General features: G+C 43.3%; 20 protein-coding genes and 2 CRISPR repeat arrays. Of the genes, 16 read left to right on the top strand and 4 right to left on the bottom strand.

What is annotated here, in order from left to right:
* From NE619_RS04485 to NE619_RS04475, 3 genes are all read left to right on the top strand, one after another.
* Nucleotides 1–2,448: an ABC transporter ATP-binding protein/permease gene (locus NE619_RS04485; protein ID WP_256131169.1), complete on the top strand. Its 2,448-nt coding sequence runs from the start codon at nucleotides 1–3 to the stop codon at nucleotides 2,446–2,448.
* Between the two features lie 112 nt (nucleotides 2,449–2,560).
* The gene (rarD, locus tag NE619_RS04480; protein ID WP_256131168.1) at nucleotides 2,561–3,448 is read left to right on the top strand and encodes an EamA family transporter RarD; all 888 of its coding nucleotides are present in this window, start codon (nucleotides 2,561–2,563) and stop codon (nucleotides 3,446–3,448) included.
* A gap of 5 nt (nucleotides 3,449–3,453) precedes the next feature.
* Nucleotides 3,454–4,383: an MBL fold metallo-hydrolase gene (locus NE619_RS04475; RefSeq protein WP_256131167.1), complete on the top strand. Its 930-nt coding sequence runs from the start codon at nucleotides 3,454–3,456 to the stop codon at nucleotides 4,381–4,383.
* A gap of 115 nt (nucleotides 4,384–4,498) precedes the next feature.
* Here NE619_RS04475 and NE619_RS04470 read toward each other — a convergent pair whose 3' ends face one another.
* Nucleotides 4,499–5,272 (bottom strand): CehA/McbA family metallohydrolase, encoded by a 774-nt coding sequence (locus NE619_RS04470; RefSeq protein WP_256131166.1) that lies wholly within the window; start codon nucleotides 5,270–5,272, stop codon nucleotides 4,499–4,501.
* Nucleotides 5,273–5,419: 147 nt separating this feature from the next.
* On the opposite strand from NE619_RS04470, the gene recQ reads away from it, so the two are divergent.
* Nucleotides 5,420–7,249: a DNA helicase RecQ gene (gene recQ / locus NE619_RS04465; protein WP_256131165.1), complete on the top strand. Its 1,830-nt coding sequence runs from the start codon at nucleotides 5,420–5,422 to the stop codon at nucleotides 7,247–7,249.
* On the opposite strand, the gene scfB is transcribed toward recQ, so the two are convergent.
* The 3 genes from scfB to NE619_RS04450 all read right to left on the bottom strand — a co-directional run bounded on the left by scfB (nucleotide 7,250) and on the right by NE619_RS04450 (nucleotide 9,448).
* A complete protein-coding gene (scfB, locus tag NE619_RS04460) occupies nucleotides 7,250–8,623 on the bottom strand; it encodes a thioether cross-link-forming SCIFF peptide maturase (protein WP_256131164.1) in 1,374 nt (457 codons plus the stop codon).
* Between the two features lie 101 nt (nucleotides 8,624–8,724).
* Nucleotides 8,725–8,871 carry a six-cysteine ranthipeptide SCIFF gene (scfA, locus tag NE619_RS04455; protein ID WP_148395035.1) on the bottom strand — a complete coding sequence of 49 codons (147 nt, stop codon included), beginning with the start codon at nucleotides 8,869–8,871 and terminating at the stop codon, nucleotides 8,725–8,727.
* A gap of 328 nt (nucleotides 8,872–9,199) precedes the next feature.
* Nucleotides 9,200–9,448, bottom strand: a complete 249-nt coding sequence (locus NE619_RS04450; RefSeq protein ID WP_256131163.1) for a hypothetical protein — start codon at nucleotides 9,446–9,448, stop codon at nucleotides 9,200–9,202.
* Nucleotides 9,449–9,644: 196 nt separating this feature from the next.
* Nucleotides 9,645–10,993: direct repeats of the CRISPR family, unit length 31 nt; unit sequence ATTTAAAAACAACTTCTTGTTACTGTTAAAC.
* Between the two features lie 546 nt (nucleotides 10,994–11,539).
* Here NE619_RS04450 and NE619_RS04445 point away from each other — a divergent pair.
* The 12 genes from NE619_RS04445 to NE619_RS04390 all read left to right on the top strand — a co-directional run bounded on the left by NE619_RS04445 (nucleotide 11,540) and on the right by NE619_RS04390 (nucleotide 24,375).
* The gene (locus NE619_RS04445) at nucleotides 11,540–11,767 is read left to right on the top strand and encodes a DUF3791 domain-containing protein (RefSeq protein WP_256131162.1); all 228 of its coding nucleotides are present in this window, start codon (nucleotides 11,540–11,542) and stop codon (nucleotides 11,765–11,767) included.
* On the top strand, nucleotides 11,764–12,240 hold the full coding sequence (locus tag NE619_RS04440; protein ID WP_256131161.1) for a DUF3990 domain-containing protein: 477 nt from the start codon (nucleotides 11,764–11,766) through the stop codon (nucleotides 12,238–12,240). Before NE619_RS04445 ends, NE619_RS04440 begins: the two co-directional genes overlap by 4 nt.
* Before the next feature lie 229 nt (nucleotides 12,241–12,469).
* Nucleotides 12,470–12,685, top strand: a complete 216-nt coding sequence (locus tag NE619_RS04435; RefSeq protein ID WP_256131160.1) for a DUF3791 domain-containing protein — start codon at nucleotides 12,470–12,472, stop codon at nucleotides 12,683–12,685.
* Nucleotides 12,686–12,811: 126 nt separating this feature from the next.
* The gene (gene cas6, locus NE619_RS04430; protein ID WP_256131159.1) at nucleotides 12,812–13,519 is read left to right on the top strand and encodes a CRISPR-associated endoribonuclease Cas6; all 708 of its coding nucleotides are present in this window, start codon (nucleotides 12,812–12,814) and stop codon (nucleotides 13,517–13,519) included.
* 2 nt (nucleotides 13,520–13,521) lie between these two features.
* Nucleotides 13,522–15,303, top strand: a complete 1,782-nt coding sequence (locus tag NE619_RS04425) for a type I-B CRISPR-associated protein Cas8b/Csh1 (protein ID WP_256131158.1) — start codon at nucleotides 13,522–13,524, stop codon at nucleotides 15,301–15,303.
* Between the two features lie 2 nt (nucleotides 15,304–15,305).
* On the top strand, nucleotides 15,306–16,277 hold the full coding sequence (locus NE619_RS04420; RefSeq protein ID WP_256131157.1) for a type I CRISPR-associated protein Cas7: 972 nt from the start codon (nucleotides 15,306–15,308) through the stop codon (nucleotides 16,275–16,277).
* A 9-nt stretch (nucleotides 16,278–16,286) separates the two neighbouring features.
* Nucleotides 16,287–17,012 carry a type I-B CRISPR-associated protein Cas5b gene (cas5b, locus tag NE619_RS04415; protein ID WP_256131156.1) on the top strand — a complete coding sequence of 242 codons (726 nt, stop codon included), beginning with the start codon at nucleotides 16,287–16,289 and terminating at the stop codon, nucleotides 17,010–17,012.
* Nucleotides 17,013–17,069: 57 nt separating this feature from the next.
* Nucleotides 17,070–19,601, top strand: coding sequence for a CRISPR-associated helicase Cas3' (gene cas3, locus NE619_RS04410; protein WP_256131155.1), 2,532 nt, complete (start codon nucleotides 17,070–17,072; stop codon nucleotides 19,599–19,601).
* Entirely contained in the window at nucleotides 19,598–20,086 is a 489-nt protein-coding gene (locus NE619_RS04405; RefSeq protein WP_256131154.1) for a CRISPR-associated protein Cas4, read from the top strand. Before cas3 ends, NE619_RS04405 begins: the two co-directional genes overlap by 4 nt.
* A gap of 15 nt (nucleotides 20,087–20,101) precedes the next feature.
* Entirely contained in the window at nucleotides 20,102–21,100 is a 999-nt protein-coding gene (cas1b, locus tag NE619_RS04400; protein ID WP_256131153.1) for a type I-B CRISPR-associated endonuclease Cas1b, read from the top strand.
* Nucleotides 21,101–21,391, top strand: a complete 291-nt coding sequence (gene cas2 / locus NE619_RS04395; protein WP_256131152.1) for a CRISPR-associated endonuclease Cas2 — start codon at nucleotides 21,101–21,103, stop codon at nucleotides 21,389–21,391.
* A gap of 843 nt (nucleotides 21,392–22,234) precedes the next feature.
* A CRISPR array of direct repeats spans nucleotides 22,235–22,597; the repeat unit is 31 nt; unit sequence GTTTAATAGTAACAAGTAGTTGTTTTTAAAT.
* 482 nt (nucleotides 22,598–23,079) lie between these two features.
* Nucleotides 23,080–24,375: an IS30 family transposase gene (locus NE619_RS04390; protein WP_256131151.1), complete on the top strand. Its 1,296-nt coding sequence runs from the start codon at nucleotides 23,080–23,082 to the stop codon at nucleotides 24,373–24,375.
* Nucleotides 24,376–24,674: the final 299 nt, after the last annotated feature.

Here is a 24,674-nt window from a genome sequence, read left to right as displayed (position 1 = left end):
ATGGTAAAACTGGAACATGTAAACAAATATTTTAACAAACGCAAAAAGAACGCGATCCATGTAATCAATAACACTTCCCTGGAAATGGAGCAGACCGGCCTTGTGGCGCTGCTGGGTCCCAGCGGATGCGGAAAGACTACGCTGCTCAACGCCATCGGGGGCCTTGACAAGGTCAGCAGCGGCAGGATCTTCATCAACGGCCAGAGAATCACCCGCAGACGCTCCGGAAAGGTGGATCAGATCCGTAACCTGAATGTGGGCTATATCTTCCAGAACTATAATCTGGTGGATAACATGACGGTTTTCGACAATGTTGCCATTGCGCTGAAAATGGTCGGCGTCAAAGATAAAAAGGAGATCGAAGAAAAAGTAAATTACGTGCTGGAAAAGGTGGGCATGTACCGGTACAGAAATCGATACGCGGATATGCTTTCCGGCGGCGAGCGCCAAAGGGTGGGCATCGCCAGAGCCATTGTCAAAAATCCGGCGATCGTTATAGCCGATGAACCGACGGGAAATCTGGACAGCAAGAACACCCTGGAAGTCATGAATATCATCCGCTCCATTTCCCAGGACCGCCTGGTTATTCTGGTTACCCACGAGGAAAAGCTGGCCGATTTTTACGCATCCAGAATCATCCGCATCCGCGACGGCGAAGTGATTTCCGACGAAGAAAACCAGCATGCCAATAACCTGGATTACCGGCTGGAAAATAAAATCTATCTGAAAGACATTTCGGATCACAAACGATTGAAAACGGACTTGTATAACATTGATTTCTATAACGACAGCAAGAGTCCGCTGAAACTGGATATTGTCGTAAAAAACGGAAACATATACATCCGTACCGACGAATCCAAGGACCGGCTGGAGATTGTAGATGAAAATTCCAGTATTGAAATGGTGGATGAGCACTATCGGGAAATGACGAAAGAAGAGTCTCTGGAAAACAAGTTTGATCTGGAAAAACTGGCGCCCAGAGGACGGCGCAGATATACGTCCATACTCAATCCTTTTACAATGCTCAAGCGGGGCTTCAAAACGGTGTTCAATTATCCGATCCTGAAAAAAATACTGCTTTTGGGATTTCTCATCGCCGCTATGTTCATCACTTACGGCGTCAGCCATATTTTCGGCGTGCTTCACGTTACGGACGATGAGTTTGTGACCGCCGACAAGTCCTATGTGACCATTGTGGGAAAAAACGTCAGTGTAAAGAGCTATCAAAAGTATGAAAAAAATGGGCTCTTTGACTATATTATGCCGGGAGATTCTAAGGTATCCCTATCCATGCCATACGATCAGTACTTTCAGCTTCAAGATAATTCCGCAATGATTGGCGGTTCGCTGTCCTCTTACGGGAAGCTGAATGAATCGGATCTGGCCTATGGCCGCCTGCCGGAGAATAAGAAAGAGATCGCAGTGGATAAAATGGTTCTCAAAGGAGTCATTGATGAACAGCAGACGAAGATGGCAGGATTCGGCGAGGCAAAGGATTTCCTGGATCAAAAGGTTACTGTTCCGGAGATGAACGATATGACCATCGTCGGTATTACAGACCGCCAGAGCCCCTGCATTTATGCGGACCAGAAGATCTTCATCAATCTGCTGGCAAACGCAAAGGCAGAAGACAGCATGGGAGAGGAAATGTCGGGAATCAGCGATGATGAGGGCAGCGAAGCCACTCTGCTGGATTATAAGCTGAAGAAAAAATCCGTGGAACTGAAAAAGGGCAGCTGGCCTACCAAGGATTATGAGGTGTTGGTCAGCGAAAGCCATAAGGAAGAGATGCCTCTCAATAAGGAAATCGCCGAGAAGGTCAACGACAAAAAGCTGAAAGTAGTGGGATATTATACGGATAAAGAAAACAGTGATTTTATGCTGGTCAACAATAATACGATCAAATATAACCTGATTAAAACCAAGTCAAACATTACGGCAAGCCCGAAGGATAAGGACGAAGCCATAGTGGCTCTTCAGGAAGAGCAGGTAAATGTAAAGGACATCTATGCGGACAGCAAAAAAGCTTATAAGAAAGAAACATGGTCCTCCGTACGTTCGGCACTGGTCATGGCAGGCGTGGTGCTGGCCATTTCCTTTATCGAAATCTTTCTGATTATCCGTGCGTCCTTCCTTTCCCGGGTCAAGGAAGTCGGGGTCTATCGGGCGATCGGAGTAAAGAAGAGCGATATTTACAAGATGTTCCTGGGTGAGATTTTGGCTATCACGACTATAGCCAGCATGCCGGGATTCCTCTTCATGGCCTACATACTGAAAAAACTCGCCGGTTTTTCGATCTTCTCCGACATGTTCCAGGTGACGCCGACGGTCATGGGGCTGTGCGTGATACTCCTTTATGGGTTCAACCTCATTTTCGGATTGCTGCCTGTGTTCAGAACCATGAGAAAACGTCCGGCAGCCATTCTCAGCAGAACGGATATTAATTGATTTCAGAAAAGAATACTGATAGGCAAAAGCAAGCCCTGCGCTTGCTTTTGTTTTTTCGAAATGGTATGATGGATTCGTGCGATTTCAGCAAAACAAACGGAGATAAACGGAAATGGATCAGGAAAAGAAGAAATACCGGACCGGGCTTTTCTGCTCGCTGTCCTGTTCTGTCTTGTGGGGCGTGCTCCCCATCTATTGGCAGGCGCTGAGGCCCATTGAATCATCCGTGATCATATTCTACCGAATTTTTCTGGTAGGGGTGGTCTGTTTTTTTGCTGCCCTGAAAATCTTCGGCATGGAAGAAATTAAAAAGCCGCTGCGGGTTCCCGGAGCCAAGCTCAAGTATTTTATAGCGGGCGTCCTGATTACCGCCAACTGGAGCATCTATATCTGGGCTGTCAATGCGGACCACGTAATCCAGACCTGCATCGGATATTACATAGAACCTCTGATGGTCTGCGTGTTCGGCATTATTTTTTTCAGGGAGAAACTGACGCGGCACAAGCTGGTGGCATTCCTTTTGGCCTGCATCGGGGTGGTAATTATTCTGGTTCATTTTATGGAGGTGCCTTTCATTGCGCTGGGCCTGGCCCTGACCTTTGCCATCTATGCGGCCATTAAAAAGAGTATCGAACTTCCGGCGCTGCTGTCCCTTTTATATGAGACCATGTTCTTATCGCCCGCGGCCCTGGTAGTAGTCATTTATCTGGAAGCGACAGGAAAGGGTGCTTTGGGCACAGGAGAGCCATACCAGTATGTTCTGCTGCTGATGGTGGGCTTTGTTACAGCGGTTCCTCTGGGTCTGTTCGCGGCAGCGGCCAATAAGATACCCATGGTAACTTTAGGAATTCTTGAATACGTTTCCCCGTCCATTTCACTGGTTATCGGCATTTTCCTGCTGAAAGAACCGTTTGATATGATCCAGTTCCTGTCCTTTGCCGTCATCTGGATCGGGCTGGCGGTTTTCAGTCTGGGCGAGTATAGAGAAAGTAAGAGGTGATGACATTGAATAAGAAACATGAAACGGACTTTTTTGATATATTTGGTACCGGACACGATCGGTTTGGATTTCCGGAAGGCATACATAGAGTGACGGCCGGTCACGGCGGAGAAGCGATCCTGATCTGCGGCAGTGAGAAAACGGCGCTTCTGGACTGCGGGATGGCTTATTGCGGAGACGAGCTGGTGGAGAACCTGCGGCAGTCGCTTTCCGGCAGAACGCTGGACTATATCCTGCTGAGCCATAGCCACTACGATCATATCGGAGCACTGCCTTATGTGAAACGGGCCTATCCGGAAGCTGTTGTCTATGGTGCGGAAAAAGCACAGTCCATTCTGATCCGTCCCGGAGCACGCCAGCTGATGAAGGATCTGGGGGAGACTGCCCGCGACAAATATGAGCCCGGATCCCAAAGGGAGATCATTACCGACGGACTGGCAGTGGAAAAGGTAATCAAAGAAGGCGATGAGATTTCTCTGGGCAATGAAAAATTTGTGGTACTGGAAACGAAAGGACACACGGACTGCTCTCTGACCTTTGTTCTGGAACCCATGGGTATGATGTTTGCCAGTGAAAGCACGGGAATTCTGGAAAAGATCGATTACGTCCATACGCCGATTCTTAAAAGCTATGAGGATGCCATGGAATCCTTTGAAAAATGTAAAGCATACGGTCCTAAAACCATCGTTTTACCGCATTTTGGAATGATCCCGGAGGATTTCAACGAAACCTACTGGAACTTCTTTGAAAAGGAAGTGGAAAATAAAAGGGTGTATCTGCGCGGCCTGGTGAAAGAGGGCCTTTCCGAGGATGAAATTTTCCGGCAGTACGCAGCCAAATACTGGGATCCGATCAAGGAACAGGAGCAGCCCTATGAAGCCTTTATGATTAACTCGAAGAATATCGTAAAGGTGCTGTTAAAAAGCCTGGACTAAGGAAGGACAGGGCGTCAGGCCAGACCGCTTTACAAAAAAATACCAATACCTTTCTGGCTGCTTTTTCGGTTCCATGTCCGAAAAAAGACAGCCGCATGACAGGCATTGGTATTTACTAGGAACGAAACGGTAATTTCATATGGTGATACTTGCGGTACGGCGAGATCAGCTTAGCCAAACCTCGGTTGTAGAGCTTGTAGCCCCAGACTCCGGTCCAGTGGTCCTTATACTTGGCTTTGACCGTATACTCGCGGACAATCCCTCCTGAATAGAATGGATGGGCGGCCTTTACCGCATGAATCAGATCGTTGTTGCATGTGATCACATCATGGGTGACTGTTTCGGCCATGCCCACATAGCGCTCCTCATGGGCATCGGAACCGCCGAAGGTCGGCAGATCATAACGTTCGGCCAGTTGCAGGGCCAGTTCGTTGGATCTTGAGGATTCACAGGTGTTAAAGGTTTCAACGAAATCAAAACGTTCGAACAGCTCCATGTTCATCTTTTTAAAATACATGGCGCTGGAACTTCTGACTCCGAATGGATGGGCAGGGCCCAGTATTCCGCCAAAGCGATGGACGATTTTCAAAAGCCGCCGCAGAGTCATGCCGCGGACATTCAAAATCGGCAGATACAGATTATCGGGCATGATTACGAGGATATGCCCGGCGTCTTTTGTATCGTACTCTACGCCTCGGAGAACCACGAAGTCTGTGAATTCAGGCCGATTCTTTATTTTGTCCCAGGCTTTGCAGCCCTTATACGAGTTGTGGTCGGTGATCATAAAACCGTCGAAATCCTGTTCTTTCAGTAATTCGACGTATCGCTCCAATGTTACTTTTGAATCAATGGAGCCTTCTTTTGTGTGACAATGTAAATCAAATTTCAATGTGCAACACCAGCTTTCTTCTCTTACTTATTTAACTATAAACCTATTCTTCGCAGATTTCAATTAAGATTGTGTGATTTTTCAGTTGAAAGGCAAGAAATATTCGTGTATTATGGAATAAAATGTAAATTTGAAAAAGGGGACGTAATGGATATAAAAGACGAAAAACAGATTTTACTTCAAAAATATTTTGGCTATGATTCCTTTCGCGAAGGGCAGGAGACTCTAATCGAAAGCATTTTGCAGGGAAGAGATACCTTCGGCATCATGCCTACGGGAGCGGGAAAGTCCATTTGCTACCAGCTTCCGGGAATCATGATGGAAGGCATCACTCTGGTGATTACTCCGTTGATTTCACTGATGAAAGACCAGGTGGCGGCACTTAAAGAAGCAGGTATTCGAGGTGCCTATTTCAACAGTTCGCTGACTCCTGGACAATACCGCAAGGCTCTGACCCTGGCTAAGCAGGGGACGTACAAGATTGTCTATGTAGCGCCGGAGCGTTTGATGAACAGAGAGTTTCTGGACTTTGCCCAGTCTGTAAAGATCGCAATGGTTACGGTCGATGAAGCCCACTGTGTTTCCCAATGGGGGCAGGACTTCCGCCCCAGCTATCTGAAGATCCTGGACTTTGTCCGGCAGCTTCCCTATCGGCCGGTTATCAGTGCTTTTACCGCCACCGCCACCAGGCAGGTGAGGGAGGATGTAGTGCGTATCCTGCAGCTGGAAGATCCTACTGTGCTGACCACTGGTTTTGACCGCAAAAACCTGTTTTTCTCCGTACAGAAACCGGGGAACAAATACAGCGTTGTCAAGAATTATATCGACACGCACCCCGGTAAGAGCGGGATCATCTATTGCCTGACACGCAAGCTGGTGGAAGAGGTCTGCGAGCGCCTGGATGCGGAAGGGGTCGCGGTTACACGCTATCATGCGGGCCTTTCCGATGAGGAGCGGCGAAAAAACCAGGACGATTTCATCTATGACGTAAAGCCCATCATGGTGGCCACCAATGCCTTTGGCATGGGAATCGATAAATCCAATGTTAATTTCGTCATTCATTATAATATGCCCAAGAATATTGAAAGTTACTATCAGGAAGCGGGCCGGGCCGGCCGGGACGGTGAGAAGGCGGACTGCATCCTTCTTTATGGAGGCAAAGACGTGATTACCAATCAGTTTTTCATTGAGAAGGACAGTGAAAACGAGGAGATCGACGAAGAAGAGCGGGAACTGATTCGGGAAAGGGACAGGATGCGTCTGAAAAAGATGACCTTTTACTGTCATACCAATGACTGCCTTCGCAGCTACATACTCGGTTACTTCGGTGAAAAAGCCCAGGGTTACTGCGGCAACTGCATCAACTGTCTGACTCAGTTTGAGGAAAAGGATGTGACAAAAACCGCCAGACATTTGATCGGCTGTGTGGACAGCTGTGGTCAGCGATACGGCCTCAATGTAATCATCGATGCGGTTCACGGAAACAATACGGAGAAAATCAGACGCTATTATTTGGATGAAAACGATTATTACGGTATGGAATCGGACAAATCCGTCCATTATCTGCGGCAAGTGGCGGACTTTCTGCTGATAAACGATTATCTGGAGCAAACCGACGACCGGTACAGCGTACTGCGGCTGGGACCCAATGCCCGCCGGATTTTAGCCAGAGAGGAAACTCTGACTATGAAGGTGGCTAAGGATAGAGAGCCTGCGCAGAAGCCGGCCAAAAGCAGGCGCGTGGATTACGATATTAAAAACCCGCAGCTTTTCGAAGAGCTGCGGGAATTGCGCATGAAGTTCGCCAGAACCCAGAGCGTACCGCCTTACGTGGTATTCACCGACAAGTCCTTGAAGGAAATGTGCGCACTGATGCCGGAAACCAAAGAGCAGATGCTGGCGGTTTCCGGGGTGGGAGAGTCCAAGTATAAAAAGTACGGGCAGGCGTTCCTGGAAGTGATAAAAAACTATAAATAGTTAGAGCTCTTCGCACATTTCCGCCACTTTCAGCATAATCGCGCATTCGATCCGTTTTTTGTGCAGCTCGCAGCCCATCTCGTAGACCCCGGTGATGGAGCCTGTAGTGTGATAGGCATTGGCAGCGCAGCCGCCGCTGCAGTAAAGCTTGGCAAAACAATCCTTACATTCGTCGTGGGAATAGACATTGCAGCCCTGGAACTCTTCACAGACAGCGCCGTTTGTGATACCGTCATAAATGTTTCCTAAAAGGAATTTTTCATCGCCAACGAATTGGTGGCACGGATAAAAATCGCCGGAAGGGGTTACTGCCATGTACTCGGTGCCAACGCCGCATCCGGATATCCGTTTTACGATACACGGTCCGCCGGTGAGATCGATCATATAGTGGTAGAAGGTAAAATCGCGGCCTTTTCCTTCCCGTTTGCGCTCCAGCATTTCACAGGCCAGCCGTTCATATTCGCTGAGCAGCTTCGGCAGATCGGATTCGGTCAGGGCATAGGGAGCATCGGGCGGTGCCACCACCGGCTCAATGGAAAGCTCCTTGAATCCCAGATCGGCCATGTGCAGGATATCGCTGGCAAAATCCGTGTTGTAATGGGTATAGGTTCCGCGGACATAATAGTCCTTTTGATCCCGGCTTTGCGCCAGCTTTTTAAAGGCTGGCAGGATTGCTTCGTAAGTACCGCCCAGGTCCAGAGTCCGGCGCATTTTGTCGTTGACTTCTTTTCTGCCGTCAAGACTGATAACCACGTTGCTCATTTCCTTTTTTGCGAACTCAATGACTTCATCATTTAGCAGGATTCCGTTGGTGGTCAGCGTAAAGCGAAACTTTTTCCCGCATTCTTTTTCCCGGGAGCGGCCGTAAGCGACTAGCTGCTTTACAACTTCGAAGTTGAGCAGGGGTTCACCGCCGAAAAAGTCCACTTCCAGGTTCTGACGGGAACCGGAGTTTTCAATCAGCCAGTCCAGCGCCCGTTTGCCCACGTCATAGCTCATCAGCGCTTTTTCTCCGTGATATTCGCCTTTGCCGGCAAAACAATAGCCGCAGGTCATGTTGCAGGCGTGGGCGACATGGAGACAGAGAGCTTTTACAACGGATTGGCGTTTTTTGAACAGATCTGCCTGCCCGGCAAAAATATCTTCCGTATATAGCTTTTTCTCTTTTTTCAGGGCTTCCAGATCGTCAATGACCTCCCGGACTTCATCGGCCGTGATGCCGTGGCGCGCAGTAATGACTTTGATCAGTTCTGCTGCTGGCATATTCTCATAAAGTTCAATGATGTCGTAGGCTACATCGTCTACTGTGTGGACGCAGCCGCTGTTCACATCTAGCACAATATTGTAGCCGTTCATTTTATATTGATGGATCATAATTTTATCCTTTCGTAACAAGAAAATAGCTGCATCCCTTCCAGAAGGAAATGCAGCAATATCGCAATTCTACAGATTCGGCAGGGCCGAATATCTCTGTACTAGTTCTTGCACTGTTCGCACTGCTGGTTGGCAACACTGCAGGAAGTCTTGCTTGCGGACTGGCAGGATGTCTGGCATTCGCCGCAGCCGCCTGTCTTAGCGGACTTTGCAAGATCGCGGGATACTAAAGTCTTAATTCTTTTCACTTGGAATTCCACCTTTCTGTTCAATATGTTCATAATTATGTATTCAACATGAGCAATGATAACATATTTTTGTGCGGTTGTAAAGGGTGGCTGTGCGGCAGGTGCTGTTGAATGTGGCGCTGCTCGCATTCATGCCCCTGCAGCCGGGAATCTTAGATTAAGAAGTTATCGGCAGGCTGCAATGCGGTGACTTTTCGAAAAAATCGGCGCAAAGTTACGCAAAGTTGTGGATTTGCGGGCGCTCAAAACCGTAGAAAATGAAAATTTGTGCTGCCGGCTTGTGTTTGGAAGATAACTTACGAGCCCCGTCGAGTAAGTTTCACGTATTCTAGTACTCTGTACCATACAATGCGGTTACAGCAGGGAATAACTGAGGGGTTGCGACCAAATTCTGATTCTCTGGATAAATCTCGCCACCATTGACTGGCAAAAGACACCCTAGTCGCAGATTTTTTAGCAATATGCATATTTGTTCAACATCCGGTTCATTTTGAATTCGTTGTTGATGTATTTCCAAGGATTGAAGGCCGTTGCTCCTGTTCAAATCCGCATATTGCTTGAGTTTTTGTTCCACCATGCTCTGTATCCTTGAAAAAAGGTCAACAAGAACCTGATTTTTCGCTACGTGTTGATAAAAATAACAATAGGTATTTTGTTTTTATATGAGTTGGCTCTGCCTGTTGTTACAAGCTATATTATTTTCTTCATTGAAAGACCATTCTGATTACTATTAAACTCAAATGCGATCAGAAGGATCGCCGTTGGTGTGATTAATTTAAAAAACAAATCTTGTTACTGTTAAACAGATCAGGTTGGTCTTGGAAATGTAGATAATACGTCATTTAAAAACAACTTCTTGTTACTGTTAAACAAAATTCTGCAATATGCAAAAAAGATCAGAGAGGAATTTAAAAACAACTTCTTGTTACTGTTAAACCAGTAGACCGGGAGACTCTATGCAATGCTTTTCCATTTAAAAACAACTTCTTGTTACTGTTAAACCTGCCAACTCCTTCCACTCGCCTTCCAGCACAACAATTTAAAAACAACTTCTTGTTACTGTTAAACTTACATGGCATTATGGCCGACGGTTATGTTAGTGAATTTAAAAACAACTTCTTGTTACTGTTAAACAAAACGCTCCTTTCCGGGAGCGGGGAAGGAGAACAAATTTAAAAACAACTTCTTGTTACTGTTAAACGCAAGAAGTATGCCAATTACAGCGCCAATTACGAATTTAAAAACAACTTCTTGTTACTGTTAAACTGGAACGAAGACTACACAAAATGCGGCAAGGGATATTTAAAAACAACTTCTTGTTACTGTTAAACACAAAAACGATATTTTCACGATACCAATTATATTCATTTAAAAACAACTTCTTGTTACTGTTAAACTTAGAAAATTTATCACCAGAGCAACAGGAGGATATTTATTTAAAAACAACTTCTTGTTACTGTTAAACCTCATTCCAGTCAACCATATATTCTTCATTTATCCAATTTAAAAACAACTTCTTGTTACTGTTAAACTTAAGCACCCCCCATATCCAGATATTGGAAAAACTTATTTAAAAACAACTTCTTGTTACTGTTAAACATATTATAAATAAATTCACTGTAAGCAAGCAAAATTTAAAAACAACTTCTTGTTACTGTTAAACTTAGATCAGGGCGGCAAAATGGTTCGAGAAAAGATATTTAAAAACAACTTCTTGTTACTGTTAAACGACATATGCAGACCCACAAAGCTTGTTGGCTATGTATTTAAAAACAACTTCTTGTTACTGTTAAACTCCTGCCTTCTCATTAATCCCTTCCAACTTTTTTATTTAAAAACAACTTCTTGTTACTGTTAAACAACTTCCACCTGCCCAAACAGGAAATCTAATTCATATTTAAAAACAACTTCTTGTTACTGTTAAACTTCATACCGGTTGTGACTGCGCATCAAAAAGCCGAATTTAAAAACAACTTCTTGTTACTGTTAAACGCCATTTCCTGCACCTTTGGATTCGTATAATCAAATTTAAAAACAACTTCTTGTTACTGTTAAACATGAAAAAATATGATCTGTACCGTTTTGACAAAAATTTAAAAACAACTTCTTGTTACTGTTAAACCATCGGAATATTCAGCTTTTCCTAATTATTATAATACAGAACACCTTAAAAAATCAACGTAGATGCATATTTTTACCAGCCAAATACTCTCAGAAGTAAAAATCATAATAAGTAAGCAATAATGTTGAAATCTCAACACTTGTGGTATTGGTTTACAAATATAGCTTGGGAAAACTAGAGCTATACTATTTTTTCGATTGGAAATGGCGTTAACGTAAGTTTCACTTCTTCTATACCTTTCGGCAACGCCGATACAAATTCGGTTAGAATCGTATATTGTTTTCCTAATCAAAAGCGGCGTTGCTGTAAAGTAGAAAATAGTGAAAAATTTATAAAAAATCTCATATGAACATGATTCAAAGATAGAGAAAACTTGATTATATTTCATTACATGAAACCCCATCTATAATTACAAATATAAAGCGAATATGTTATAATACAGGTGTCGTCACTATTAAAGAAAAGAGTTTGCGGCGATCTGCAAAAAGCCCAAGTAATTTAAAAATAGCTATTTAGGCAATGGTTTGAGGGAGGTGTAGGGCAGCTATGAAAGAAATAAGCGATGAGCAGTTGGAATTTGCTGTTTTCTGCATCGAAAACGTTGCGGAAAGACTCGGGATTCGAGGCGATGCGGCATACGATTTGCTGAGGGGAAAAAGCGATATTTTAAAGAGTTATATAATTCCCTGTTTTGGGATTCTGCATACACAGGGCAAAGATTATATTGTGAATGATATTGTTTCCTATATGAAACAGGAGGGAGTGCTTTCATGATTCTTTACCACGGTTCTAACAGGGTCATTGAAACGCCGGATATTTCTTTTTCACGATCTAATACTGACTTTGGCAGAGGCTTTTATACAACGCCAGTCCGGGAGCAGGCGTTTCGTTGGGCATCCAGATATAAAAGAAAAGGCGATTCTGCAATCGTCACTATTTACGATTGCGACAATACACTGTTGGAAAATGGACCTTCTGTAAAACGCTTTTCGGGCTATACAGAAGAGTGGCTTGATTACATTGTGGCGTGCCGCAGTGGACAGCCGGTGCAGGGTTATGATATAGTTGTAGGCGGAGTTGCCAATGATAAAGTCTTTGACACAATCGAACTCTATTTGCAACAGCTGATTGATAAACAGGCAGCGATAGGAAGATTGCAATACGAAAGACCGAACTTGCAGGTCTGCTTTTGCAGCCAGGATGTGATACGCAAGCATCTAATCTTTCTGGGGAGTGAGGAGCTTTGATGAAGGCAGACAAAATATTAATGCAGGACAGGGGCAGTTCCAGAAGCGCTATATATTTGGCGGAAAAGCTGCAAAAAGAATATGAAAAGTAACAAAAGTTGTATTTAAAAAGAATAAGTAACTGAAATTAGAGACTTTTTGAACCTTAACATGAGATGTAAGTTTGTGTTTACAATTACTAATCAAGAATAAGTAATTATAAGTTAGAAGTACGAAGTGAGGAACTTTGATGAAGGCAAACAGGGTATTATTACAGCGTAAATATGCAAGAGTCGTTGCGGCGTTTGCATCATCACAAAATATTTCTAAAGAAGAAGCTCTGGACTTTTTTTATCATTCCGATCTTTATCAGGAAATGAGCCAGGGAATAGCTGACATGCATTGCAGAAGCGATATATATTTAGTGGAAGAGCTGCAGCGGGAATATGTAAAGCAACAAAAATAGTTGCACAAACATATATCAAGAATAAGTAAATGAAAATATGATTGACTGGATAGAACTTTTATGCTAACATAAATATACACTGAAAGGATCGAATCTTGTAAAAAATATGAAAGGAAGTGATACATAGTGCAAGTCATATCTATAAAAGTGCGTTTGTATTTATTGGACAACATTCCATATCCCTATACCTTAGCGGCAATTGCAGAATTTGTAGACAAAGCATTGTGCGCTGATGAACGCTGGAAACAATACCACCAGGAGAATCACTATAAGCAATATTCATTTTCATCCCTGTGTCCCATCAGCAAAAGTGGAATCTACGAAAAGGATACTTTGCGCACCTTTACGCTCAGAACACTGGATGCAGACCTGGCAGAGTACCTGGTGAAAACTCTCCCGCATATAGAGACATCCAAATTAAAAGGACTGATAGCAGAAGTTTGGACGATTCCCCAAAAGCCAATCGAGAAGTTATACTCCTTAAACCCGGTAATCATAAAGTGTGAAGAAGGAAACTACTGGAAAGAAAACAACTTTGGCTTTCAGGCTTATCAAAAGAGAATCTTTGTCAATCTAATAAAAAAGTGGAATTTCTTTCTGAAAGAAAAATTAGAAGAAGATTTTGACCTCTGGACCCGGTTTGAGCTGAAAAACAATAAGCCGATTGCATTCCCTTATAAAGGTATCAAATTGCTGGGAGATAAAATAGAGATGCAAATTGCGGATAATCAACCGGCTCAGAACCTGGCCTATTTGGCCCTGGCAACAGGATTGGGAGAAATGGGATCGCGCGGCGCCGGATATGTGAACTATCGTCCGATAAAGGGGGTGTAGCTTTGCTAAAAGATTGCATAGAGATTTTCCGGGAAAATTTTAAACAGGAAGGGGAAGCCTATATACTGGATAATTATGTACCAAAAGACGGCACCTACATTATCGTACGTAAAACCGCAGATGGTTTTAGAGCAGAGGAACCATTTGATATACGATATGATAAAAAGAGCAAAACATTGATGGGCCGTGATCACAGCCAGTTCAGGGAAGTTTGTTTCTTTGATTATTACAGTAAACTCATTGAGATGAACAAGCCGATGGATTCTGGAAAGATTATCCACAGCAACAACTATCTGTCCTTTGCTGTAAAAAAAGAAAGTGTAAAAGCCGGAAAATTAAAGGAAGAAATCATTGAAGGATATTTTCAAACGTTGGAAGATCCAACGCAGAAATATAAAAAAGCCAAAAGCAGAGCGTTATACATGGAAGTAGAGCAGGACTTGGGAACTGTCGATACTCAGCTTCTAAATGAAATTAAAGGCTGGATCATAGAACATATTTTTTCCTTAGACATCGATTGGGAGAAAAAAGATTATCTCAAGTTATATTTTGCGCTGGAGGATCCAATACGGACAAAAGAACTGTATAAACAGGAGAGCAAACGCTATAATACTGTCAACATTTACAATAACAATGATTTTAACCTTGAAATCGATGAAACTACTTTTGGCCTTCCCAACGACAATATGGGAATGAATTCAAAAAAACCTTATTTGGCCAATCGGAAAAGAGGCCCAATAGAACTGCCGTATTTGCTGAATAGAGAAGAGGTTTTGATGCAGGCTCAGTTTTTTGATTATCTCATGTGTATGGTCTCTGTCGGCAAATATGATATCTATTTTGATACCACCAAACAAACGATCAAAGGTCTGCGGCCAGGTGAATCTTTGGACAGGGCCACCACAGGCTATTATATGAGACTGCGTAAAGAAAAAAATGAAGTAGCCATACTTGACTTTCAGACCGTGGCCTATCACAGCCCCAATTTAGAGCGTCCTTTTTCCTATAAGGCGTTTCTAAAGGTAGATGAAAAGGATGAGGACTGTCGGATTAATCAGCGGAACGATTTAGAGGCATTGATTGATGAAATCCTTTTCAATAACTGCCTTCGCAGCAATTACTTTACAGATCCGGGCGATCTTATGATTAAAGACGGAGTTCTGTCAAACAATCTGCTGATGGCACGGGAACGGCTCCATTCCTGGCTATATACAAAGGATGGGACAGATGTAGCCGCACTATTAGATCGGGTTTCTGAAGAAATGATCTATCATTCAATAACCGAGGGATTCTTTAAAAAAGCTAAAAAGCAGTTAAATTTGAGGTGGTCGTTACATGACTACTTTACGGAAAAAGATGAAATGGAGGGAACAATGGAGAAGCTTGAAAATGTGATAAAAGAACTTGTTCGTAAGAAAGCAGGAGAGTGGGATTTTACTAGTGATGAGGAATACTATTTCGCGGTTGGACAGTTGGTTTCCTATTTTATGGCTAAAAGCAAGGCCGCAAAGAAGTCACGGTCTTTTATCCATCCATTCATAAATATGAACAACGACCGACAGATAAAACAAGAATTGATACGGCTTCTAGAAAAATATGGATATAATATGTTAATTGGGGAAATTTACGCAAGTCGTCTGTTTAGCAGAGTTGTTCGATATGAGCCCATCTCACCAGACATTAATCGTATTTTAATTGCAGCAGGATTTATGGAGGACAATGTGCTCTTTGAAAAGCAAGATAAAGAGAAAAAGAATGAGGCAAAGACAGAAGGAGGTAAATAGTAATGAATAAGCGAGTATACGGTGTCTTAGGTGTTTCGGCAGTTATGGCAAATTGGAATGCGGATTTTTCCGGCTATCCGAAAACGACCAGCGAAGGTCAGGTATTTGGCAGCGACAAGGCCTTCAAATACCCGATGAAAAAAATGTGGGAAGACCAAGGAGAAAAGGTACTTTACATTAAGTCCATGTGCTTTGATGAAGATAAAAATGGAGTTCGGTTAATTCCAAAGACTTTGAAACAGCGTTATGAACAATTATTTGATGTAAAAGATTTAAAGGAAGAAAAGGATGCCAAAATCGTTCTCTCCAATCTTTTCAAGGCGATTGACGTTAAAAATTTCGGAGCGACCTTTGCTGAGGCGGATAACAATATATCTATTGCCGGAGCCGTTCAATTCGGTCAGGGGTTTAACAAATATGATAACTCACAGGCCTTTGAGCAGCCGATCCTTTCACCATTCCGGGATCCGAAAGCAAAAGAAAAGTCAGCCAAGAAAAAAGGAAAAGAAGCAGAAGAAGGCGAAGAAGCAAAGAATTCTACTCTGGGATCGAAAATTGTCAGCGATGAGGCCCATTATTTCTACTCCTTCAATATAAACCCTATGGCCTACAAAGGATTTGTGGAACTGGGCGTCACCGACGGCTATACGGATGAGGATTACCAGAATTTCAAAAAAACCGCGTTGACGGCAACCACATCCTTTGCCACCAACTCCAAAGCGGGATGCGAAAACGAATTCGGACTTTTTGTAGAAACGGAAGAGGATTTGTATTTGCCCAATCTGGCGGAATTTGTTCAGTTTGAAAAGGGGCAGGATAAGAATTTGATCACTTTGAATTGCAGCCAGCTGCTCAATGAGGTAAAGAAACAAACCAAAGCGGTTGAGATTTATTATAACCCCTACACCACCCAATTGAATCAGGACATCCAGGGAGCGAAATTGTTTAATATCTTTACCCAAAATGAAATTTAGGAGTAGGCTATGGATATTTTAAAATTTACCTTATCAGGAAAGGACGCCTTTTTTAAAAAACCGGAAGTAAATAGCTACTACTATTTTACCTATGGCAACATACATAAAGTGGCGCTTCTAGGAATTTTTGGAGCAGTTTTGGGTTATGGCGGCTATCGGCAGATGGAAGAGAGCGATATAAATCCGGAGTTTTACAGGAAACTAAAGCGCCTCAGGATTTCCATCGCGCCGGATGAAAAAGGTCGCGGAAGCTTTTCAAGAAAAATACAGAGTTTTAATAACTCCGTAGGGTATGCATCCAATGAAAAGGGTGGAAACTTGATTGTTAAACAACAATGGCTGGAAAACCCTTGCTGGGATATTTATGTGAAACTGGATACGGAGGAAAGCCTGAAACTTAAAGAATCTCTTTTGAACAGAAAAAGCATATACCTTCCATATCTGGGCAGCAACGATCATCCAGCGGATATTCGCTGTGTTGAGGTTTGCAGGGCAGAGCCGGTAAAAGACATGGAAGAGGAGCGAATTGACAGCTTGTTCCCAAACGGAACCGTGGTCTTGGATTTTGATGGAGATTCCGAATATCCATATCTGTATCAGGAGTTTTTACCACTGACACTGGACGAAACCTCCAATCAATATCAATTGGAAAGATTCTTTTTTTCCAATTTTCCGGTGGAGGAATATAGCTGTGAGATATACGATGTAAAGGGAAAACATATTGTATTCTTTTAATGATTGACAGGGCGCACCTGATCTGGGTGAGCCCTGCCCGTCTATGGAGGCAGAATAATGGGAATTGATGAAGTGCTGAAGTTAGATGTGCCGCTGTATGCTCACATTCCGAATGGTAAGGGCTATAATCAGGAAAAAGAGACTTTGGAAGAGCATAGCAATTTGTGTTTAGCCTATTTTCAACGTCTGCTGGAAGAAAAACAGATGAAAATACCGCTGGACAACTTGTGGAAATGTTATTTTTCCTCTACAAATTCGGAGATCCTTGCGTTTGCTTTACGATTGCTGCGGTATGCGATCTTATTTCACGATGTGGGGAAAAGCAATCCTGGTTTCCAGAGAGAAAAAATGGAAAACTCGGCTGTAGGAAAGGGGAAACTTCTCTGTGGTACAAACCACTCTTTGCTCTCTGCAATAATTTATTTGGATTTTTGTTTAGGGCTGCTGAAACAGAAAGGGTTTTCAAAGAGCGCGCAGAAATTATTAAAAGGGCTTATTTATATAAATGCGTATGTAATTTCCCGACACCATAGCGACCTTGCAAGCCTTCAGGATTTTTCCGATGCCTTTGCTCCTAGCGGTCTGGCGTGCGAGCTGATTGGCGAACTTTCTGAGGGAAAAATCCAAAGCTATAAAGGGCTGGTTTCTTTGTCAGAAGGAAAAAGCGAAAGCTGTCCGAAATTTTTTGAACGGGCTGTGCGGGGAAACAATCGGAAGCAGCAGATCGGTGTGTTCATTTATGCAAGGCTGGTCTATTCGCTGCTGGTGGCTTCGGATTATTATGCGACAAGCGAGTATGGGAACGGGGTTAGGATAAAGCAATTCGGCGATTTCGATCAAGTGGAGAAATTAAAAGCAGCTTACGAAGGAGCAGCCAGGACCGAAAAAATCAGATGTTATGAAAAGGAGTCTTATGGAACGGTCAACAGCTTTTCTACCCAAACCGACATCAATATACTGCGGAACGAACTTTTTTTGGATGCGGAAAAAGCCTTTTTTGAATCCCAAAATGGTTCTATTTATTTTCTGGAATCTCCAACAGGAAGCGGGAAAAGTAACGCTGCTATGAATCTGAGCTTTCAGATGCTCAATGAATACCGGCGAAAAATCTTTTACATTTATCCCTTCAATACTTTGGTAGAACAAAATTTAGACACTTTGCTTGCTACCTTTGGTGATGCAAAAGGCATCCTGGAAAAAATAGCTGTTATAAATTCGATTACCCCGATCAAAGGTGAAAAAGAAACGGACTCCGCAGAGGACTTTTATCAAAAATCTTTGCTGAATCGACAGTTCCTCAATTATCCGTTTATTCTTTCTACGCATGTGAGTTTGTTCCAAACCATGTTTGGGGAAAAGAAAGAGGATGTCTTTGGATTTATGCAGCTTGCGGGGAGTGTCATTGTTTTGGATGAGATACAGAGCTACAAAAATCTTATTTGGTCGGAAATCATTATCTTTCTCAAAGCTTTTGCAGAACTCTTGGATATTAAGGTGATCATTATGTCAGCGACATTACCGGATCTTGCATATCTAACGGACGAAGCCGAAGATGTGGTTAGGCTGGTCAGAGACAGAGCTAAATATTTTTCCAATCCCCTGTTTCAAAATCGTGTCCAGGTTTCTTATGAACTTCTGGATGAAAACATAACCTTTGAAACGCTGTTTAATCATATGAGATCACAGATGAAGAAACCGACCAAAGTTTTGGTTGAATTTATCAATAAGAAATCCGCGTACAAATTTTATGGATTTTTGCAGGAGCAGGAACCATCTGACACGCGAATATTTTTGATCACTGGCGATGATAATCAGGCCGAGCGAAAACGTATCCTTGCTTCCATTAAGGCAGAAACAGAGCAAAATGTGATTCTTGTGGCAACGCAAGTAATTGAAGCGGGAGTGGACATTGATATGGATATCGGATATAAAGATATTTCCAAGCTGGACAGTGAGGAGCAGTTCTTGGGAAGGCTCAACCGCTCCTGTCTTCGATTGGGAAAAGCCTTCTTTTTTGATCTCGATTCAGCGGATAAGATTTATAAAAACGATATACGAAGAAATCGGGAATTTACATTGAAAAGTCAAGCCATGCGAGAAATTTTACAGAGCAAAGATTTTTCGCAGTATTACGGACCGATTCTGCAGCGATTGAAAGATGAGTGGAATAACGCCTGTAATGATGACAATCTTCCGCTGTTTTTTTCGGAAGATGTTCAGTTTTTGCAATTTCCCAAGGTGGAGGAACGGATGAAGCTGATCGATGAGGAAGACTGGAAGGTGTCCGTATTTTTCAATCGCCGGATTGTGCTGGAGGATGGCCGTATTTTAGATGGCAAGGGTTGTTGGGAACGGTACAAGACCCTGCTGGCAGATCAGAAAATGGATTATGCTGAAAAGCAGTACCATCTTTCCATTGCTCGCAGCGAAATGAGCTTTTTCATATATGAAATTGACAAAATGGCTGATTTCCTGACAAATGACCATGTTGGAGAACTATATTATATCGAAGACGGGGAGCAGTATTTTGAAAATGGAAAGCTGAATATGGACTTGTTTAAAAAGGAAGGAGCGCTGTTTGTCCAATGAACGGAACATTGATGAATTATTATATTCACTGCAAGCGACAGTGTTATTTGCATGGGAACAGGTTGAACCTGGAAGATAACAGCGAAGAAGTAAAGATTGGAAAAGCGATTCATGAGGAAAAGGCTGATAAAAGCGCTGGTACGGAAATCGCGATTGATAATATAAAGCTTGATAAACTGACATCAGAATATCTGACGGAAATTAAAAAATCGGATGCGGATGAAGAAGCTTGCAAGTGGCAATTGCTCTATTACTTATGGGTGTTGAAGCAAAAAGGAATTATCCGAAAAGGGAAGCTGGAGTTTGTGGAGAAAAACAAACAGAACAAGAAAACGATGATTTATGAATTGACTGAAGCTGATGAACGACAAATTGAGCAGTATGTGAAAGAAATTGAATGTTTGATCAGACAGAATGAGGTGCCGCTTGCTGTAAAAAAGAAACATTGCAGTAAGTGCGCCTACTACGAGTATTGTTTTATTTGATAAGGAGGCTGTAAAATGGGAAGTACCCGATACATTATGTCTATGGGAGAGCTGACTCGAAAAGATAATTCACTGTGTTTTCGAAAGGGCGATAAGAATGTTTACATACCGGTTGAAAACACAAAAGAAATCTATTGTATGGCTGAGGTTTCCATCAATTCAAAGCTGCTCGATTTTCTTGCGCAAAATTCGATTGTTGTTCATTTTTTTAATTATTATGAAGGTTATAGCGGAACCTTTTATCCCCGAAATCAGTATAACAGTGGAAAATTGCTTGTGAAGCAGGTTGAGTGTTTTCAAACCTCCAGGCTTATTGTCGCAAAAGCCTTTGTCGCAGGAATCGGAGTTAATTTGCAAGAAGTGTTATATCATTATTATAAGCACAATAAAAGTGAAGTTAAGCAGACCGTCGATTGGCTCAGGACTGATTTTTTACGTCAGGTTGAAAATGCAGATGATGTTCCACAGCTGATGGCTGCGGAGGGTGAAGCATGGGCCAGGTTCTATGGAGATTTCAAACATTTTCTTCCGGAAGATTTTGTGATGAATAAAAGAGTCAAACGGCCACCTGATAATCCGATTAACGCAATGATCTCTTTTGGAAATTCTCTTTTATATGCAAAAACGATCTCTGCTATTTATCGGACGCATCTGGATCAAAGAATCAGTTTTCTCCACGAACCATCCGAAGGCAGGTTTTCGTTGAGCCTGGATATCAGTGAGGTCTTTAAGCCGGTCATCGTTTACAGAACAATTTTCGACCTGGTCAATAATCGAAAAATACAAGTGCAGAAGCACTTTGATAAAAAGGTGAACTATTGTTTGTTGAATGAAGAAGGACGTAAAATTTTTATAGAGGCCTTCGAGTCAAGGATTGATGGGGTTTTTAATCACGGAAAATTGAATAGGAAGGTAAGCTATCGGACCGCTATAAAATTGGACTGTTATAAGCTGATTAAATATATTTTGGAGGGAAAAGATTTTGTGCCGTTTTCGCTGAAGGAGGGAATGTAGGTGAAGAAATCTGTGAATTACAATTACGCTTTTGTATTTTATGATGTGGGAGAAAAACGCGTTCAGAAAGTCTTCAAGGTGTGTAAAAAGTATTTGTCTCATTTTCAATTTTCTGTGTTTCGAGGCGAAATGACGCCATCAAAATTCATTGCTCTGCGAAACGATTTGAAAAAAGTAATTGATGAGAATGAGGATTTTGTTTGTATTATCAAATTGATGAACGATAATGTGTTCGGCGAGGAAACGCTGGGGAAGTCGGATCATGAGACAGGTGAGGCGCTGATTCTATAAGCTGTGAGCCAGGTCGAGCGTCTTTCACCATTCTGTGCCTTGCGGCAAAGCCAGCTCAACTGGTCACAAGGGCATAACTTACGAGCTAGGCCAAGTAAGTTTCACGTATATTCAACCTCTCGGCGAAGCCGGTTGAATTGGTGAATATCGTCTTTAGGGACAATGATTGTGGGATTTGCTGGTAAAATTGGAATTTGGTCGCGAAACCAAAACCATTCTCTGCTTTCAGTTGCATTCGGACTGCGTTCAGCCAAGAAGAAATCTTTATCTGATTTCACATTGTAACGCACTAAATTGTTTCCGGATCTTTTATTTTAAAAAATAGGCAAAAGCGGATCTTTTTCCAATGTTTCTTACCGTTGCTGGTCAATTTTAAGTGGAAATTTCACAAAAACAAATCCGTAATACCCGCAAACCCACAGGTTTTATCCGCTCTGGTCCAATTTCAGAGCAAAAAGAGCCAGGCCATCTTCTTGCCAGACAGTTCGCAAGTTATAACTTACGAGCCACGTCGAGTAAGTTTCACGTATATTCAACCTTGTAGCGAAGCCGACTTAATTGGTAAATATCAGATGATGTATATGATATAGAAGTGCTACATGAAGGGTATTGCATTATGGCAAGCTGCATAAAATGATCAATTTGTACTTTGAACAATGCCAATCGAGTTTTACCAAGTGGCAAAGCTGCATAAAACTGGAGAGGCCTTGAAATACCAAGGAATCACTTGAATCAATCGGAGCATATTGAGAACGAAAGGTCCGCCTGGAAATTTGTGTGAGAAAGGGCTCCTTTAGAGCAGTTTGAGGATTTTAGGTTGGTAGGAATGGTGAGAAATGGATGGTTTAATAGTAACAAGTAGTTGTTTTTAAATTGCCGCACCTGGATACTGTCCATATCAATTTTGATGTTTAATAGTAACAAGTAGTTGTTTTTAAATGCTCCAGCGTGTAGTCCACCGTCTCACCAACCGCGTGTTTAATAGTAACAAGTAGTTGTTTTTAAATCGACATAGTCTTCCAGCAAAGCAGCTGGAATTTTCGTTTAATAGTAACAAGTAGTTGTTTTTAAATAGATAGAGGTGACCTTTAACATACCGACCACCTCCGTTTAATAGTAACAAGTAGTTGTTTTTAAATCGGTACCCGCTGGGCGTTTTCGGCCCCCCAACACTGGTTTAATAGTAACAAGTAGTTGTTTTTAAATATAAAAAATGATGAAGAACGTCCCTCATAGGCTCATTTAATAATGAATTGTATTATTTTACCATATATACTCTGGTGCGTATATATTTGTAAAAATGCCCACACAGGCAGACAATGATTTAGGTGTTGCATAGGCGAAAACAGAATAAATATGCTTTTACCTATGCAATTTTATTTATCAGTGTTAAGTGAAAACCTAAAGGCAACAATCGGGTTGCGTTAACAACTACCAAAGAGAGCCGGAGTGCCCAATCGGCAGAGTTGCGGTTACAACTTCTGTGGAGCATCGTGGAGAACCGAGGGGCCACCGCTTCCGTCCATAACAGCATAACCATGACTGAAAATCCGCGCATGCGGATTTTTTCCCCTCGTATCGCTGTTGAAAGCGATTAAAGCGTCCGATCGTTCTTCTTTTCCGGTGCGGCATTGCCCCATTTGATGTAAAATGGACTCGTGCCCCGCCGATCGGAAAGGAGAACCATTATGAACACCCATTTAACCTTAGAAGATCGAATCCAAATCCAGGCCGGCTTAAAAGAAGGCCGCACCTTCACGGAAATCGGTGGCCAATTGAACAAGAACAAATCCACCATATCCAGGGAAGTCAAACGCCATCGAGTGTTTACCAGTTACAGGGAGCATGTCGACCCGCGCAACGTTTGTGTCCACCGCCAGAACTGTGACATCAAGGGAACCTGCCACCTCACCACGTGTACCCGGGGATCACGACGATGTCTGATTTGCGGCATTTGCGCGCGACAATGCGAACGCTTCGAAGAAGAAACCTGCCCCATGCTCCGAAAGGACCCTCACGTCTGTAACGGCTGTAAGCGTAGAAATTGTCCGCTCAGCCACAAGCGGTACGATGCCAAAGCGGCACAAAAGGAATATGAAGAACGGCTCACCGAGAGCCGGGTTGGGATTTCCCTGAACGAAGAAGAGCTGGCCTACGTGGATTCCCTGGTTTCACCCCTGCTCCGGAAGGGGCATTCCATCGCCAACATTTGCCATCAGCAAAAAGCGAACCTGAATCTGTCCGAAAAGACCCTGTACCGTTATCTGGAGCTGGGCTTGTTTTCCACCTGCAATCTGGACCTGCGGCGCAAAGTACAGCGAAAACCGAACCGCAAAAGGCCCGGTTCGGTCAATCTTGTGGACCGTCAATGCAGGGAAGGCCGCTTGTATACGGACTATCTTGCCTTCATGAAAGCGCGTCCCGACACCCCGGTCGTCCAGATGGATTCCGTGGAAGGAACAAAAGGCGGCCCGGTTCTGCTCACTCTTTTGTTCGTCACCTGTGACCTGCAGCTCATGCATCTGCGCCCGCGCAACAACGCGGCTTCCGTTACGCACTATTTTCACCGGCTCCTGCGCCAGGTCGGCCCCGAAACCTTTAAGCGCCTCTTTCCCGTGATCCTTACGGACCGGGGTTCGGAGTTCAGCGACCCCCAAAGCATAGAACGGGACCCGCGAACGGGTGAACGACTGACTCGCGTCTTCTTTTGTGATCCGCGTCGCTCGGACCAAAAAGCCGCTTGTGAACGAAACCATGAATTCATTCGTTACGTCGTGCCAAAAGGCACGTCCTTTGCCCCATATGACCAGGTCGCCGTCACTAGAATGATGAACCATATCAATTCCTATGGTCGGAACAGATGGCAGTTCAAAGCTCCCCTGGATATTTTTGCTCTTTTGTACGGGAACGAATTGCTGTCCGTGTTTGGATTGAAACGAATCCCCGACGACCAAATCATACTGAGACCGGAATTGATAAAATAGCCGCGTCCGGCAGGGCACGTCAGGATAGAACCACTGGTCGCGTTTACATCTACCTGAGTAAGCGTAGGAAATGCGGGCCTTGCTTTCGTGCGCGCTATTCTCCATCCCCATTGTAAACCAAGTCGCAACGAAGCGCAAGAACACGGAAAATCAGCGAAAAAGAAACCGAAACATGACACTTGCCCGAAAAAAATCGGGACCCCTATGGACAATTTTGTCGCCCTCGTGTACGAAAGATCGCTATTTGTTGCTCGGTTGTCCGCAAAGTTGCTCTTACATATTCGCGGTTGCATCTCGCT

The sequence above is a fragment of the Anaerovorax odorimutans genome, from assembly GCF_024459955.1.
Classification (GTDB): Bacteria; Bacillota; Clostridia; order Peptostreptococcales; family Anaerovoracaceae; genus Hominibacterium; species Hominibacterium odorimutans_A.
This window is presented reverse-complemented; position numbering and strand designations above follow the sequence as displayed.

What these genes read in the sequence shown, in the direction of transcription:
- NE619_RS04485 (WP_256131169.1), top strand. Translation starts at nt 1, where the DNA reads ATGGTAAAACTGGAACATGTAAACAAATATTTTAACAAACGCAAAAAG.
- rarD (WP_256131168.1), top strand. Translation starts at nt 2,561, where the DNA reads ATGGATCAGGAAAAGAAGAAATACCGGACCGGGCTTTTCTGCTCGCTG.
- recQ (WP_256131165.1), top strand. Translation starts at nt 5,420, where the DNA reads ATGGATATAAAAGACGAAAAACAGATTTTACTTCAAAAATATTTTGGC.
- scfB (WP_256131164.1), bottom strand. Translation starts at nt 8,623, where the DNA reads ATGATCCATCAATATAAAATGAACGGCTACAATATTGTGCTAGATGTG.
- NE619_RS04450 (WP_256131163.1), bottom strand. Translation starts at nt 9,448, where the DNA reads ATGGTGGAACAAAAACTCAAGCAATATGCGGATTTGAACAGGAGCAAC.
- NE619_RS04445 (WP_256131162.1), top strand. Translation starts at nt 11,540, where the DNA reads ATGAAAGAAATAAGCGATGAGCAGTTGGAATTTGCTGTTTTCTGCATC.
- NE619_RS04440 (WP_256131161.1), top strand. Translation starts at nt 11,764, where the DNA reads ATGATTCTTTACCACGGTTCTAACAGGGTCATTGAAACGCCGGATATT.
- NE619_RS04435 (WP_256131160.1), top strand. Translation starts at nt 12,470, where the DNA reads ATGAAGGCAAACAGGGTATTATTACAGCGTAAATATGCAAGAGTCGTT.
- NE619_RS04420 (WP_256131157.1), top strand. Translation starts at nt 15,306, where the DNA reads ATGAATAAGCGAGTATACGGTGTCTTAGGTGTTTCGGCAGTTATGGCA.
- cas5b (WP_256131156.1), top strand. Translation starts at nt 16,287, where the DNA reads ATGGATATTTTAAAATTTACCTTATCAGGAAAGGACGCCTTTTTTAAA.
- cas3 (WP_256131155.1), top strand. Translation starts at nt 17,070, where the DNA reads ATGGGAATTGATGAAGTGCTGAAGTTAGATGTGCCGCTGTATGCTCAC.
- NE619_RS04405 (WP_256131154.1), top strand. Translation starts at nt 19,598, where the DNA reads ATGAACGGAACATTGATGAATTATTATATTCACTGCAAGCGACAGTGT.
- cas1b (WP_256131153.1), top strand. Translation starts at nt 20,102, where the DNA reads ATGGGAAGTACCCGATACATTATGTCTATGGGAGAGCTGACTCGAAAA.
- NE619_RS04390 (WP_256131151.1), top strand. Translation starts at nt 23,080, where the DNA reads ATGAACACCCATTTAACCTTAGAAGATCGAATCCAAATCCAGGCCGGC.